At 50.7% G+C, this 14579-nt stretch carries 10 protein-coding genes; 6 read left to right on the forward strand and 4 right to left on the reverse strand.

The window, feature by feature from the left end; genetic code table 11:
* Window positions 1-18: 18 nt before the first annotated feature.
* Complete coding sequence (locus SHEWANA3_RS04235) at window positions 19-1266, reverse strand: cysteine desulfurase (RefSeq protein WP_011715957.1); 1248 nt, start codon at window positions 1264-1266, stop codon at window positions 19-21.
* A gap of 305 nt (window positions 1267-1571) precedes the next feature.
* Between SHEWANA3_RS04235 and SHEWANA3_RS04240 the strand changes: the two genes are divergently transcribed.
* Window positions 1572-3272, forward strand: a complete 1701-nt coding sequence (locus SHEWANA3_RS04240) for a methyl-accepting chemotaxis protein (RefSeq protein ID WP_011715958.1) — start codon at window positions 1572-1574, stop codon at window positions 3270-3272.
* Window positions 3273-3452: 180 nt separating this feature from the next.
* Here SHEWANA3_RS04240 and SHEWANA3_RS04245 read toward each other — a convergent pair whose 3' ends face one another.
* Window positions 3453-5189 carry a DEAD/DEAH box helicase gene (locus tag SHEWANA3_RS04245; RefSeq protein ID WP_011715959.1) on the reverse strand — a complete coding sequence of 579 codons (1737 nt, stop codon included), beginning with the start codon at window positions 5187-5189 and terminating at the stop codon, window positions 3453-3455.
* Between the two features lie 405 nt (window positions 5190-5594).
* Here SHEWANA3_RS04245 and SHEWANA3_RS04250 point away from each other — a divergent pair, with 405 nt between their 5' ends.
* The 5 genes from SHEWANA3_RS04250 (at window position 5595) to SHEWANA3_RS04270 (ending at window position 12936) form a co-directional block, all read left to right on the forward strand.
* The gene (locus SHEWANA3_RS04250; RefSeq protein WP_011715960.1) at window positions 5595-6641 is read left to right on the forward strand and encodes a DUF3626 domain-containing protein; all 1047 of its coding nucleotides are present in this window, start codon (window positions 5595-5597) and stop codon (window positions 6639-6641) included.
* A gap of 247 nt (window positions 6642-6888) precedes the next feature.
* On the forward strand, window positions 6889-8850 hold the full coding sequence (cydD, locus tag SHEWANA3_RS04255) for a cysteine/glutathione ABC transporter permease/ATP-binding protein CydD (protein ID WP_011715961.1): 1962 nt from the start codon (window positions 6889-6891) through the stop codon (window positions 8848-8850).
* Window positions 8847-10598, forward strand: a complete 1752-nt coding sequence (cydC, locus tag SHEWANA3_RS04260; RefSeq protein ID WP_011715962.1) for a cysteine/glutathione ABC transporter ATP-binding protein/permease CydC — start codon at window positions 8847-8849, stop codon at window positions 10596-10598. The genes cydD and cydC overlap by 4 nt, the downstream gene beginning before the upstream one ends.
* Window positions 10599-10650: 52 nt before the next feature.
* Window positions 10651-11292, forward strand: coding sequence for a class IV adenylate cyclase (cyaB, locus tag SHEWANA3_RS04265; protein WP_011715963.1), 642 nt, complete (start codon window positions 10651-10653; stop codon window positions 11290-11292).
* A gap of 30 nt (window positions 11293-11322) precedes the next feature.
* A complete protein-coding gene (locus SHEWANA3_RS04270) occupies window positions 11323-12936 on the forward strand; it encodes an IS1634-like element ISShes12 family transposase (protein ID WP_011715680.1) in 1614 nt (537 codons plus the stop codon).
* Window positions 12937-13028: 92 nt separating this feature from the next.
* Here the strand turns inward: SHEWANA3_RS04270 and SHEWANA3_RS04275 are convergent, their stop codons facing one another.
* Window positions 13029-13208: a helix-turn-helix domain-containing protein gene (locus SHEWANA3_RS04275; RefSeq protein ID WP_011623867.1), complete on the reverse strand. Its 180-nt coding sequence runs from the start codon at window positions 13206-13208 to the stop codon at window positions 13029-13031.
* 96 nt (window positions 13209-13304) lie between these two features.
* Window positions 13305-14039 (reverse strand): DUF599 domain-containing protein, encoded by a 735-nt coding sequence (locus tag SHEWANA3_RS04280; protein WP_011715964.1) that lies wholly within the window; start codon window positions 14037-14039, stop codon window positions 13305-13307.
* Between the last annotated feature and the right edge of the window lie 540 nt (window positions 14040-14579).

Here is a 14579-nt window from a genome sequence, read left to right on the forward strand (position 1 = left end):
TAACCCTTAGCGAGCGGATTAGAGCAGCAACTCTTTGACTGAGGCTAAGGCGGCAATAAAGCGGTCGATATCGGCTTTATTGGTGTAGATCCCAATCGATGCGCGGCAGCAGCCCTTCAGGTTAAGGCTTTGCATCAAGGGCATGGCGCAGTGATGGCCGCAGCGCACGGCAACGCCTTGTTGGTCTAATAAAATCCCCACATCTTGATGATGTTCATCACCCAGATTAAAGGCGACAGCACCGAGATTATCACTATGGGCAGCATAGAGATGCACATCTCCGAGGGCGCGCAGCTGCTGCTGTAAATACTGCAGTAGTTCTGCCTCATGGGCCTGAACCGCTGGCGTTAAGTGTTGTTGCAAAAAGCGGATAGCGGCGCCTAGGCCGATGACTTCACTGATGGGCGGGGTGCCTGCCTCTAAGCGATTAGGTAAACTGCCAAATTCTGTGCCATCGAAACTCACTCGTTTAATCATCTCGCCGCCCGTTAACAGCGGGGTGAGCGTATCTAACTTATCGAAGCGGCCATAAAGCACACCAATGCCAGTTGGACCATACATCTTATGGCCTGAAAACACATAAAAATCACAATCGATGGCGGCCATATCTAAGTTTAAGTGTGCAACCGCCTGTGCTCCATCGACTAAGGTGAGCGCCCCCTGCGCCTTGGCTTGCTGTACTAACTCGACAACAGGATTCACTGTGCCTAAGGCGTTCGACACATGGCAAAGGGCAACTACCTTTGGCTTGAGGGTGAGCAGTGCTTGATAGGCATGGCGATCGAGCCTGCCATCCTGATCGAGAGGAATAGGTTTAATGATGGCACCCGTGCGTTTTGCCAATTCTTGCCACGGCACTATGTTGGCGTGGTGGGCGGCGGTATCGATCAAAATCAGATCGCCCGCTGCTATCTGTGGCGTTAAGCCATAGGCAACTAGATTGATCGACTCAGTGGTGCCATGGGTGAAGATGATTTCTTCGCGGCGTTTAGCATTAATAAACCCTTGTAAGTCATCGCGAACCTTCTCGTAGCTAGAAGTCGCGCGCGCCGACAATTGGTGCGCCGCGCGGTGCACATTGGCATTGTCGTTCAGGTAATACTGCGCCATGGCATCTAACACGGATTGCGGCTTTTGGCTGGTGGCCGCAGTATCGAGATAACACAGGGGATAATCGCCCAACATTTGCGAGAGGGTAGGAAATTGCGCGCGGATTTGGTTATGGCTATCGGGCAATGCTGTGTCGGTCGAGGCTGAGTGTGTCATCTAGGGCTTTACGCAATAAAAAAGGCTTTGGGATCTTCGGTTATCTCCCTGCCGAATGCAAGTTTTCGCGGGCTAATTTCCCGTTATTGTTGCTGTGGTTACTGAGGTTGAAATACGCCAAAGATGAAGCGATTTAAGCTCTCTCCTTTGTGGTCAAACACCAAAGAAAATGGGAGGTTTTATGCTCAAGTGTTTCTATATAAGTTAGTTTTTTCTTGAGTTTAGCTTCAATTCTTCCGCTCTTGTTGAAAACTGCGACTATCCTAAATAAAGGATGAGCAGCGCTATTCATGGAGAGAGGTTTTATGGGCCGTTTTTTAAAAGATCTCAGCATCAAGCATAAGATGTTTGCCCTCGTTGGGATGATGCTAGTGTTGATGTTGCTGTTATCAGGCTTTAGTTTGCTGAAAATGAAGCGAGTGTCGGACGAAGTCCATGGTATTGCGACCGAGAATATTCCACTCGTTAGGCTGTCTACCGATGTGACGATTCAACAGCTTGAAAGCTCGATTATCCTCGAAAAGGCTTTTCGTGCCTCGGACATTAAAGTCTCTCCCGAACAAAGGTTGATAGATGGTTTTATTGCCGACGTGATAAAGCATAAAGAGTTGATAAATCATGAATTACAATCGACTCAAACCATGCTCAATGATGCGCTGAAATTATCTCAACCCGCTGAGCTGCGCGACAAAACCCTACAATTGAGTCAAGAGATTGCCAACATCATCCAAGGCTTTCGTCACTACGACGCCCAATTAGTGGCTGTGATAGCGGGAATTGAGCAAAAACAGGAGTCTGCCCTGTTAGCGCAGCGAGTTGATGCGCTAGAGAAAACGCAAAAAGAGTTCAATACCGAGTTAAGCCAATTTGCGCTGCAATTGGAGCAAATGACGAAGACAGCGGTATCTGTGACCGAAGAGGAAGAGATTAAGGCCGCCTACGGTATGATGATTATCTCCTCAATTGCGGTCGTTATCGGTTTATTTGTCGGACTGCTTTCTAGTCGTTACATAGTGCAATCCATCACCCAGCTGCGTAATGCGGCCTCCTTAATGCAATCGGGAAATTTTAGCCACGAACTTGCCGTCACCTCAAAGGACGAATTAGGTGAGTTGACCATAAGCATGAATCAAATGGCATTAACCTTAAGCAAAACCGTGGGGCAAGTGGTTGATCGTAGCGAAGAAATCGCTTCGATGGTCACAGAGCTTAATGCGGTGGCCGAAAACAATCGCGAGGCGATACTGAAACAGCAGGACAATACGGATCAGGTCGCCGCCTCTATGACACAAATGGCCGCGACGATTACCGAGGTGGCCTGCAGCGCCGAGACGGCATCCTTTTCGGCGGGACAGGCGGAAAACAGAGCGAAGGAGAGCTGTGGCGTTGTTGAGGCTAGCGAGAAAATCACTCAACAATTGGTCGTTAGCGCTCAACATTCGAGTCAACTTATTCAGCAATTACAGGCCAGTACGGGCAAGATCTTAAACTTTGTGTCGGTAGTGGATGCGATTGCCGGGCAAACGAATCTGTTGGCGTTAAATGCCTCGATTGAGGCGGCGCGGGCGGGCGATCAAGGCCGAGGATTTGCCGTGGTGGCCGATGAGGTGCGAGCATTAGCGACTCGTAGCCAAACGGCAACACAGGAAATCAGTGAGCTTATCCAAACCTTAGTGGTCGATGCTAAATCGGCTGTGAGTTCCTTTGAGGAAAATGAACGTCAAATCAGTGAGTCATCCGTACTGGTTAATCAAATTAAACAGAACTTATTTGAGATATTAGATGCATTGACGCAACTTTCGCAGGCGAACTCGCAGGTAGCGACCGCGAGTGAGGAGCAGGCGGTCACGGCGGAAGATATTAGCGAGCGCATTAATGCGATACGTGATTCGGGGGAGCTCGTTTTAAATAGTGCTTTCGAAACGGCTAAAGCCAGTGAGTCATTATCGCAACAGGCAAATTCGTTGCGGGAGGGGATGCAGCAGTTTAAGGTTCGAATCGTCTAGATTTAAGCGTGTGTGACATCCATAAAAAATGCCCAGCTTATAAAGTTGGGCATTTTTATGGAGCTTAACTCAAGGTATCACATTGCTTAAAACCACGGTTTTGCCATCATATTTAATGTGGTGATAAGTGTGGCAACTTGCTTACTTCACACCATTACCGCGATTATCTGGGCGATAGGATTACTTTTTCGGGGCATTAGCTGCGGAGTTTGTACTCTGTTGAACTCGTCCCTGTGGCTTGCCTTGGCGACGCAGCCCTTGGTTTGTCTTTTCGCTAGACCCTTCGTGATGGCGAGCCTCTTGACTGCGTTGCTGCGAGCCTGAATGAGACTGGCCTTTGGCTTTATGCTCACGATTGGCCTTATGTTCGCTATTACTTGAGTTAGCAGGGCCTTTACTACGTTGCGGATATTTATCCTGCGGTTTTGGCGAGCGGGCCTGTTCGGCTGTCGCAGGTGCATTCTTGTGCTCAGCGTTTTTTGCCGCTTGCGGACGCTTAGACTCGCCTTGGTGATTGCGTTGCTCTTGGTGCTGGTTGCGTTGACCTTGATGACTGCGCTGGCCTTGATTGTTACGCTGACTTGAGTTTGGCTGCGCGTTTTGGCCCTTTTGCTGTGCTAAGTCGCCATTGTCAGCTGTTTTAGGTGCCGGTGTTTTACGACCATCGCGGCCCGAACCGGCTCTTGGCGCGGGTTTACCTGCGCTGCGGTGCTTACGTTGACTCGCCACGGCTTTGATTTTGTTCTCTTTACCATGGGCATTTAGGGTCGATTCGGGAAGCGTATGGACAGGGCTGAAGCCTTCAACTTCCTGCCTTTCGAGCACGCGATTGATCAAACGCTCAATATCCCTGAGCAGCTTAGTTTCTTCGCTACTGACTAAGGATACGGCTTGGCCTAAGGCGCCAGCACGGCCGGTGCGGCCAATGCGGTGCACGTAATCTTCGGGCACATTGGGCAGATCGAAGTTCACCACTTGTGGTAATTGGTCGATATCGAGCCCGCGCGCCGCAATGTCGGTCGCCACGAGTACTCGTACTTCGCCACTCTTAAAGTCGGCTAAGGCTTTGGTGCGTGCGCCTTGGCTCTTGTTGCCGTGGATAGCGGCGGCGCTGATCTCGGCTTGAATAAGACTCTTAGCCAGTCTGTTGGCACCGTGCTTAGTGCGTGAAAACACTAGTACCTGCTGCCAGTCTTCCTGCTTGATGAGCTGAATAAGCAGCGCCGATTTTTGATTCTTATCGACGGGGCAAATCCATTGCTTGACCGTGTTTGCCGCGGCGTTGCGTGGCGTAACTGAAATTTCTACTGGTTGATTCACTAGGCCTTTGGCGAGCTCGCGGATTTCATCGGAGAAGGTCGCCGAAAACATCAGGTTTTGTCGTTTAGCGGGCAACATGGCGAGGATCTTTTTGATATCGCGAATAAAACCCATGTCGAGCATGCGATCCGCTTCATCCAGCACTAAAACTTCGAGTTGATTAAACTTCACCGCCTTTTGCTGCTCTAGATCTAATAATCGGCCTGGCGTTGCGACCAGTACATCTACCCCATGGCGTAGCTTTTGAATTTGGGGATTAATCGGCACGCCACCAAAGACAACCGCTGAGCGTAATGGCAGATATTTACCATAGGTTTCAACACTTTCGCTTACTTGAGCCGCTAACTCACGCGTGGGGGTGAGCACTAGGGCGCGGATTTGTCCTGCCTTCGCTTTATTGCCTTTAGAGAGTAATTCGAGCAACGGCAGGGTAAAGCCTGCGGTTTTTCCTGTCCCCGTTTGGGCCGCAGCCATCACGTCTTTACCCGTCAGTACGGCGGGAATCGCCTGTGCTTGAATGGGCGAGGGTGTGTCATAACCTTGTTCAGTCACGGCTTTTTGGATTGGAGCAGATAAACCTAGGGAGGAAAAACTCATTAATGGGTCTCTTGTGGCAGCAAAGGGTCGCAGCAGTAGTATGGCCGAATTGGCGGGCGTGCAGCTTACATGAAGAGGCGCTAGATCGCCATGTTTGAAAGTGGTTTGTTGTTTATCTGCCGCAAAAGCCGATTCAGGAGTGGCTAATTTATCGACCTATCAGTATCTTGTTCAGTATTTAGGGAAAGATCACGCTTGTGTTAATTTCATTGCTTCTAAGTAATTCAACTTGGGGTAAAATTAACAAACATCCTCAATAGGTTGCAAAGACATTAGCGTGACGTTGTCGTAAATCAGATTAGTAAAGATAACCGGGGATATTTCCCCTTGCAGCTTGAACTCTGCACCATTGAATTCTTAGGATGTGTCCTCTTAGGCATATTGACGCTCCATGGCAGGTGGATTATGACAGCAATACAGCATATTGAACGCCTCGCTCGTAGCCGAAGTGAACAGGCCGTGGCGGTTATTCGAAACGTGCAGCAGATGTCCAACATTCCCATGCAGGAGATGCAAGCGGCGCTGAAGCAATTGTTACACTGTGGCCGAGTCGCACTGCATTTTCATCCCGACAGAATCGATAGCCGCGGTATCACAGTGGCCGAAGGATTATTGCGTGATGGTCAATACCGCAGCCAATTCGAAACCCATATCTCCAACGGGCAGTTATCCCCCGAGTTAGGTGGGCCAAGGGATCATTGGGAAAATCAACTCTTTGGCGATGCTTACAAGGGGACTAAGTCTCGGCCTAAGTATGGTGCCTTGGATTTAGGCATGTGGCAGGATGGTCCAGCCCCACGTTTTGGCAGCTGTTATTTGCTAACCCACTCGCAGTTGCTCACGCGCTCGACCTTCACTTATTTAGATTCCTACCGTAACCCTAAGGAAAAGGGCACCTTATCCTGTTTTGATGATGTATTGGCGGCGCTGCTCACCGAGAGTTTTGAGCGCCACTATGCCTTGGGTAAAGTGGATTTTAAGCCGCTAAACGTGATCCAATATTTGGCGCATCAACTGAACTCCTCCCTGCTGTCGCGCTTTGAACGGCCGATGTCGACGAATCTCGACCATTATATTGAGGCGCAGATCCACGGTGATGTGTCCCTCGATGAAGATATTGCCATGTTGGTGGCAGATCCGAGTTTTAAAGGGACTGAAATCGGTGCCACCTTAAGCAAGCTCTGCGATCGCTATGATATCGAGCTGCAATACCATAATGGCTTTAGCCTGCACACGGCGCAGATCCCCAGTGATTTCCGTGGCCCGACTATGCCATCTTTGGCGAGTCGCATCGCTATCGATGAGCGTGTCGATGCCTATGCCATTGGCGTGGCGGCGCGGGATTTGTACCATTCGCCCCAACATTGGCGCCATCGGGGGAATCGCGCTCAGGTGGCACACGAACTCAAGCTGCTCTGGCATGTGTTAGTCAAATACGGCGCTCAGCAATAATTAAGGCCGATTGATTAAGCTGGCGGCGAGAATCAGCTCTGGGTTCCCGTACTTTGGGAATTTATTGATCTTTATCTCATTTTTGTGAATAGGCTAACAAAAGCTTTCGCTAAGGTTTCATCTACCTTGGATGCCTGCGATACTGCGTCCCTATCGAAACTTTTCAACACTTGCAAGCCCCTCGGGGGGATTCAGTGTTTAGCCTATTTCTACAACCTACTGCTTTGCTAGTTTCTGTTGGAGCACCATGGATAAGTCGTTAGAAAAGTCCCTTCTCGTTTGGCTCAAGTCGCAAAAAAAAGCCTGTGGCTGGTTTGTTAAGCTCTCCGTATGGTGTGGAATGTTAAGTGCTATTGCATTGATAGCACAGGCTTATCTGATAGCCACACTCCTCGATGGCGTCATTGTTGACAATGCCTTGCAGGCTTTTACTGAGGGAGGGAATAGCACGCCAATCCAGCCTGCTGTAGGTGCGAGCGATTATCTGCCACATTTTATGGCCCTGATTGGCTTAATGTTGCTGCGAGCCTTACTCGCCTATGGCCGCGAGCGCGCCAGTTTTGAAGCGGGTAAGCGCTTACGCCAACAGATCCGCGGTGCGGTAATGGATAAGTTAACTCGGCTAGGGCCTGCGTTTATTAAAGGTAAACCCGCAGGCAGTTGGGCGAGCATAGTCTTGGAGCAAGTGGAAGATTTACAAGATTTTTATGCCCGTTATCTACCGCAAATGACCCTTGCTGGCGTGATCCCTTTATTGATCCTCATCGCCGTGTTTCCCATCAACTGGGCGGCGGGGCTGATTTTGCTGTTAACCGCGCCACTTATCCCGCTGTTTATGATCCTTGTCGGTATGGGCGCGGCCGATGCCAACCGTAAAAACTTCAATGCCTTAGCCAGATTAAGTGGCCACTTTATGGATAGATTAAAAGGGCTGGCGACCTTAAAACTGTTCCATAGGGGGGATGCTGAACTTAAGGTTATCGAAAAAGCCTCGGAGGAGTTCCGTAGCCGTACTATGTCAGTGCTGCGCATGGCCTTTTTAAGTTCGGCGGTACTGGAGTTTTTTGCCGCGGTATCGATTGCCGTATTAGCGGTTTACTTTGGTTTCAGTTATTTAGGTCACCTCGATTTTGGCTACTATGGCGCGCACGCTCAACTTGGGCCTAATGCGAATGAAGGCTTACCTTTTAGCCTGTTTGTCGGCTTATTTATCTTAATCTTGGCGCCTGAGTTTTATCAGCCCCTAAGGGATATGGGCACTCACTACCATGCTAAAGCGCAGGCGATTGGCGCAGCCCAAGCATTGATGACACTGCTGGAGCATCCTGAGCCCGAGTCGAGTTCTGAGCCAAAGTCGGGTTCTGCGCAGGACAAGCTAGGGCTGCAAACGCGACTCGATAAGCTGACTCACCTTAGCGTAAAAGATCTAGAAGTCTATAGTACCGATGGCAGCCGTTTACTCGGCCCCATCAGTTTTGAGTTGAAGCAGGGCGAACACTTGGCTCTGGTTGGCCCAAGCGGTGCCGGTAAAACAAGTTTACTCAATGCCTTATTAGGATTTTTACCCTATAAAGGCAAGCTGCTAATCGATGGGGTTGAGCTCGCAAGCCTCGACCTTGCCCATTGGCGACAGCAGTTAGCATGGCTTGGGCAGGAGCCGCAGTTATTCCATGGCACAGTGCGGGAAAACGTCGCCTTAGCCAATCCCGAAATGACGGATGAGCAGGTTTGGCAATTGCTGGAGCAGGCCAATATCCATGAGTTTGTCCGCGCGCAACCCCTTGGGTTAGCCACGCCGATAGGCGAGCAGTCATCGACCTTATCGGTTGGGCAGGCGCAACGTATTGCGCTCGCGCGGGCATTGGGGCAGGCGGCGCAGGTCTTTATTCTCGATGAACCGACGGCGAGTTTAGACAGTGTCAGCGAACAACTCGTTAGCCGCACCTTAAAAGCGGCGATGGCGGGCAAGATGGGCATTATGGTGACCCACAGGGTCGATCAGCTGGATCATATGTCGTCCATCCTGGTGCTCGATAAGGGCAAGATAGTCCAGCGGGGGGATTTTGCGACGCTGTCTACTGAGGTGGGGTTATTCCAAACCATGTTGCATGAAAATACTGAATCAGTAGCCGATATTGGGCTTGAACCGTCAATGCCTGATACCCACAGCGATATCGCGTTAGGGACAATCGAAGGAGCCGCACAATGAAAATACTCCTTCCCTTTATTCGGTTGTTCTCCCACCAATGGCTAATGATGGTCGTTGGGCTAGTGCTCACTCTGACCACACTTATGGCGGGGATTGGTTTATTGTCGCTGTCGGGCTGGTTTTTATCGGCGACAGCGGTGGCGGGATTAACGGTTATCGGCTCCCAATCCTTTAACTTTTTTACTCCCGCAGGTGGCGTGCGTTTTCTTTCTATCGCGCGAACGGCCAGCCGTTACGGTGAGCGCCTCGCGACCCATGAGGCGACCTTTAAATTACTGACGGAACTCAGAGTTTGGGCGTGGCGAAAACTCTTCCCACTCAGCGCTAAAAATCTGCAGGGGTTGCGCCGTGCGGATATGCTCAACCGCCTCGTGGCGGATATAGACACGCTCGACCATCTGTATTTACGATTGTTGACGCCGATGGCGGCTTCCTTACTGATGACGGCGTTGTTATATCTGTTCCTCGCATGGTTTGATGCCAAGCTGGCCCTAAGTTTATGCCTGTTTTTAGTGGTGGTTTGGCTGCTGCTACCACTGCTGTTTTATCGGCTTGGGCACGAGCCAAGTCGCAATATGCTGGAGACCAAACGCCAATATCGGGTGCAGTTGCTTGAGATGCTGCAGGGCCAAGCAGAACTGAGTTTATTTGGTGCAAACGCCAGATACAGGCACAAGCTTGACGAGGCCGAGCAGGCGTTATTTACCAGCCAAGGGGCGATGGCAAATATCACCGCCTTGAGCCAAGCCATGCTGATCCTCGCGACGGGCTCGGCGCTCATCATGATGCTATTTTTAGCCGCCAATGGCGTGGGTGATGCCGTGCCTCCCGGCCCCATGTTCGCCTTGATGGTGTTTGCCACCATGGCCTGCGTCGAAATGATGATGCCAATCGCGGGCGCTTTCCAACATTTGTCGGGCTGTGTGCTGGCGGCGACCCGAATCCACGAAATCACCGAGCAAGAAAGCGATATTCGTTTTAACGAAGATTCAACGCTTAGCGCGACATCGGGCGGGCTGCAGATGACGGATATCCACTTTGGCTATCACGGCAATCAGAGCGTACTGCAGGGCTTATCCTTAACGGTACAGCCTGGGCAAAAGGTGGCGTTATTGGGCGCCACGGGCTGCGGCAAATCCAGTTTATTGTCCTTAATCACCCGGGAATGGCAGGCGCAGCGTGGCCAAATTTGCCTCGATGGTCAGCCGCTGACGGACTATAGCGAGGCCGCCTTAAGATCGGCGATGACTGTGGTAAGCCAGCGGATTTACCTGTACGCGGGCACGCTGCGGGAGAACCTTGCTATCGCTTTGCCTGTGCCAGAAGGGCAAAAACGCACCGCCAATGATGAGCGTTTTATCCAAGTCTTACAGCAGGTAGGTCTAGGCGAGTTGCTCAAAGGCGATAAGCCACTAGATATGTGGATTGGCGAGGGTGGCCGGCAGTTATCGGGCGGCGAGCAGCGCCGTATCGGCGTGGCGAGGGCACTGCTACGTGATGCGCCTTTGTTATTGTTAGATGAGCCAACCGAGGGCTTAGATAAGCGCACCGAGCGGGAAATCTTAAGTTTACTATTTGAATTTGCAAAGGATAAAACCTTGCTAATGATCAGCCACAGATTAACGGCGATGGCCAAGATGGACCAAATTCACCTCCTCGCCGAGGGGCAAATTGTGGCATCGGGCGATCATCAGCAGTTACTGCAAACTTGTCCCGCCTATCAGGCGCTCTATCGTCGCTTAGCTTGAGTCAGGATGTCGATTGGGTGAGAAATATGTGCAGCAGGAGTAAAGCCGTTAGATGAATAACCCTATGCAAGCAGATCCAGCACCAAAAGAATTAGCCCCGCAAATTAACGCCCATTTTAACGGCAAGTTTGAGGTAGAGCTTAAGTATCGACTCACAGACCGCGAGGCTTTTTGGGCGCGCTTAAGCGCTAAATCACCCGAGGTGATGCTCGAGGATAATCTTGAGCATGACTGCTATTTTGATTCACCTATAGCCTCCTTAGCGGCTGAGCATAAAAGCCTGTGTATTCGCGAGATGCAGCCCTCCGGCATCATGCTGTGGATTGTGAAAGGGCCCGAGAAAGACCGCTGTGAGGCGGTCAATATTACGGATGCCAACAAAGCCAAAAGTATGCTACGGACTTTAGGGTATCAATGTGTGCTTGAGATTAAAAAACGCCGCAGCGTGTATTTTCTTGGGGAATTTCATTTAACGCTTGATTGGCTCGAAGGCTTAGGTGACTTTGCCGAGCTTGCAATCATGACTAATGATGAAGCTAAGCTGCCAATCTATGAAGCACAGCTCCTCGCCTTAGCAGCAGAACTTGGGCTGGAGGAATCACAACGGGAATTCTTATCTTACAGGCAGTTACAGATCCGTCATTCCGCACCTAATTTTCGATTTAAAAAACTTGACGGCGATCGGTCATTCTGATCTATTACTCTCTTTTGCAGGTAATTCATCATGGCCGCTCCCGCTATCTCTATCCGTAACCTCGACCACCTTGGTTTGGTCGCTGCACTTTGCCAAGAACTCGGCATTGCTCGCATGATTGATGCGGTGCTACCCAAAACGCCGCCCTACAAAGTCTCACATGGTGAAGCGTTGGTGGCGATGATACTGAACGGTCTTGGCTTTCATAGTTCGACCTTGCACATGTTCCCGCAATTCTTTGCCAACAAGCCTGTAGAACGCCTGATTGGCCCGGGGATCTGTGCCGATGACCTCAATGATGATGTGCTCGGCCGCTGCCTTGATGCCCTCTTTGAGGCCGATGTCAGCACGCTTTATCAGGTGATGGCGGAGCAGGTCGTTGAACGATTGGGGCTCAAAAGTACTGCAGTACACCTCGATATCACCAGCTTCCACGTCGATGGCGCCTATGACCAAGCCGATGGCGAGCAGCTCGGTAAGTTGCAATTGGTACGGGGCTATAGCCGCGACCATCGGCCAGAGCTAAACCAGGTTATCCTGGAGCTTATCTGTGAAAATCAGGCCGGCCTGCCCATCTACATGCAAGCCTTGAGTGGTAATATTAATGATACCAAGGCCTTTGCCCAGACGGTACGGCGCCACTTGAGCAGTCTCAAGGCCGCGCAGGAGAGTCGTTATCTGGTCGGCGATGCGGCGCTGTATTGCGCCGACACCTTGCAACTACTGGCACAACAGCAACAGTTGTTCGTGACTCGTGTGCCTGTCACCCTCAATGAAGCCAAGCGAGCCGTGGCAACCATTGGCACCCAGTCGCTGGTTGCGCTGGGCAATGGCTATCATGGCTGTTGGCAAAGCGCCAATTATGCCGACGTCGCGCAGCGTTGGTTGCTGGTGCGCAGCGAACAGGCCAGCCACCGTGAGCAGCAAACATTAGCCAAAAACCTACTGAAAGACAGCACGCGTGAACTGAAAGCCTTCAACAAATTATGTGCCCAGCGTTTTGCCTGCGAGACCGATGCGCAGGCTGAATTAGCCCGTTTTGCTGTCAGCTTAAATCTGCTGCAACTAGAAGCAGAAGTCGTGAGTGAACCTATCTATGCAGGGCGCGGAAGGCCCCAAAAGGGTGAAATGCCGGTGAACTACCAATTTCACATCAAGGGGTTAGCCGCAAGTAGCTTGGCGCGGGTGGCTGAGGCGCGCAACCAGACAGGGGTGTTCATCCTCGCGACCAATGATCACAGTGAAACGCTCACCATGGCTGAGCTGTTGGCTACCTATAAAGCCCAGCAGAATGTCGAGCGTGGTTTTAGGTTTCTGAAAAGTCCCGAATTTTTAACCTCCTCGTTATATCTTAAAAAACCGGAACGTATCGAAGCGTTGCTGATGGTGATGACCTGTAGCCTGATGATTTATGCGGCGCTGGAGCACCGGATCCGGCAGGGCTTAGTAGAGCAGAACCGGAGTGTGGCGGACATGAAAAAGAAACCCACGCAAAAACCGACTGCGCGGTGGATTTTTTTACGCTTTGGCGGGGTGCACGAGTACCAGTTGGGAGAGGCGCCACCTCAAGTCACAGGACTCACAGTGGACCAGCAGATCATTCTCGACGTGTTAGGCGAACGGTATCGGCAAATTTATTCCTAAATCAGGTGCGGAAAGTCGGACAGATGGCTATACAAGGATAAGCGAGGCATCCCAAGTCCATTTGGGGATGGATCGATACAAGGCGCAGCGGCTTATCTTCCTAAGCGCTGCGAAAAGGCTAAGTAACGTTTGACCTCTTCTTCGGGGAATCGCAATTCTTCACCGTCTTTCACGCTGCTGAGCAGGTTTTCCCGTGCATAGCGTTTAATCGTTGCCGGGCTCTTATCCAGCAACTTGCATACTTCATCCACAGTTAACAGATTATCACTCATGGCTCACTCCCACTTATTGATTGGTGATTAACCCAATGAGTATAGAACAAGAATCAGACTGCGCTTTGGCGGGCGCAGTCTGGGGTTGGCTGGCGACTACTTGGCTTGGCGCTGGGCTTCTCGCGCTTGATATTCGCTGCCCAAATGTGCCTTGGCGGCGGTAATAGCCATCACGGCGCGGGATTTAAATTCGCGGCGATATAGGGTGACCACCACAAATAGGCTGGCCAAAATAAACAGTATCGGGTGCACAAACCAGCAGAGCACGGCCATCGAAAAGTAGTAAGCCCGCAGGCCATAGTTATAGGAATGGGCGGCTTGATCTTGCACTGTCGCCATTTGCCGAGCGTAGGCTTTGAGGTTGTCGTTGGCGCCTTCGCTATCCATGGGGCCTGCGCCAATCATCACGTTTACAAAGCCGTATTGGCGCATCGACCAGGTAAATTGGAAAAACGCCATCACGAAGATTACTACTAATAGCGCCAGCTTAACTTGAACTAAAGAGTGGTTCGGCGGCGTAGCATAGGGAATAGTGGCGATCACGGCTTCGAGGCGTTCAACCTGTGCAAATAAGGTTAATACCCCCGCCAGTACGAACAGTGTGGTCGAAGCAAAAAAGGCAATATTACGCTCAAGGTTAGCTAATAACGCCGCATCGCCTACCCGCACGCCTCGAGTCATCAGCTCGAGCATCCAGTAGATCCTGTGCTTATGCAGGCCACGGGCAATACAGTCGGTATCCTTCGCCTTACGTCGGGCAAAAGCGGTATAGCCAGCCCAAGAAACGATAAACCACGTTAATGCAGAAATATCTAATAGCGAGAATGTCATAGTTGCCTTGAGAAAGTGACTTTGAGAAAGTAAAAAATCGGTTGATTGAATGGCGATTATGAAGGTTTTTATCTCTTAGGCGCAATCCCCTCATATCGCTTTCAAATCTCGCCTATTCACAATTTGAAGCCGCTCACATTGGTAGTTTTGAAGTCCTGTTTTAGAGCTGGTTCATTTGGGAGGAATAGGCTTAAAAGTTCATGCTAAAGGTGTTGTTCACACAATAACTTAAAACGTAACTATAGAGTGAATGGCGGTTTGTTAAATTTTATCTCCCTAAGAGGAAGTTATGATTGGCATCTGGCCAAAATTAGGAGTGAGGCCAATCATGGTAATGACTCACCGACACGCAGCGAGTCCATCCGTGGATGCTCGACCGCCCCGTCCATGGGGCGGACGGTCGTCTCGCACATTACCATGGTTTGCCTTTTGAAATCAGCGTAATCTGCTGATCCAAAAGACGAGCTTTACCATGCCGTGAATGGTCAATTTATGGCAATGCTCAATTACCCTAACCATTCATAAACCCGAAAGTGAGTT

This window comes from Shewanella sp. ANA-3 (genome assembly GCF_000203935.1).
Lineage (GTDB): Bacteria > Pseudomonadota > Gammaproteobacteria > Enterobacterales > Shewanellaceae > Shewanella.

Bases quoted from the DNA above. Each gene is read 5' to 3' on its own strand.
- SHEWANA3_RS04240 (WP_011715958.1), top strand. From the start codon at position 1,572: ATGGGCCGTTTTTTAAAAGATCTCAGCATCAAGCATAAGATGTTTGCC.
- cyaB (WP_011715963.1), top strand. From the start codon at position 10,651: ATGAATAACCCTATGCAAGCAGATCCAGCACCAAAAGAATTAGCCCCG.
- SHEWANA3_RS04275 (WP_011623867.1), bottom strand. From the start codon at position 13,208: ATGAGTGATAATCTGTTAACTGTGGATGAAGTATGCAAGTTGCTGGAT.
- SHEWANA3_RS04235 (WP_011715957.1), bottom strand. From the start codon at position 1,266: ATGACACACTCAGCCTCGACCGACACAGCATTGCCCGATAGCCATAAC.
- SHEWANA3_RS04270 (WP_011715680.1), top strand. From the start codon at position 11,323: ATGGCCGCTCCCGCTATCTCTATCCGTAACCTCGACCACCTTGGTTTG.
- SHEWANA3_RS04280 (WP_011715964.1), bottom strand. From the start codon at position 14,039: ATGACATTCTCGCTATTAGATATTTCTGCATTAACGTGGTTTATCGTT.
- cydC (WP_011715962.1), top strand. From the start codon at position 8,847: ATGAAAATACTCCTTCCCTTTATTCGGTTGTTCTCCCACCAATGGCTA.
- SHEWANA3_RS04245 (WP_011715959.1), bottom strand. From the start codon at position 5,189: ATGAGTTTTTCCTCCCTAGGTTTATCTGCTCCAATCCAAAAAGCCGTG.
- SHEWANA3_RS04250 (WP_011715960.1), top strand. From the start codon at position 5,595: ATGACAGCAATACAGCATATTGAACGCCTCGCTCGTAGCCGAAGTGAA.
- cydD (WP_011715961.1), top strand. From the start codon at position 6,889: ATGGATAAGTCGTTAGAAAAGTCCCTTCTCGTTTGGCTCAAGTCGCAA.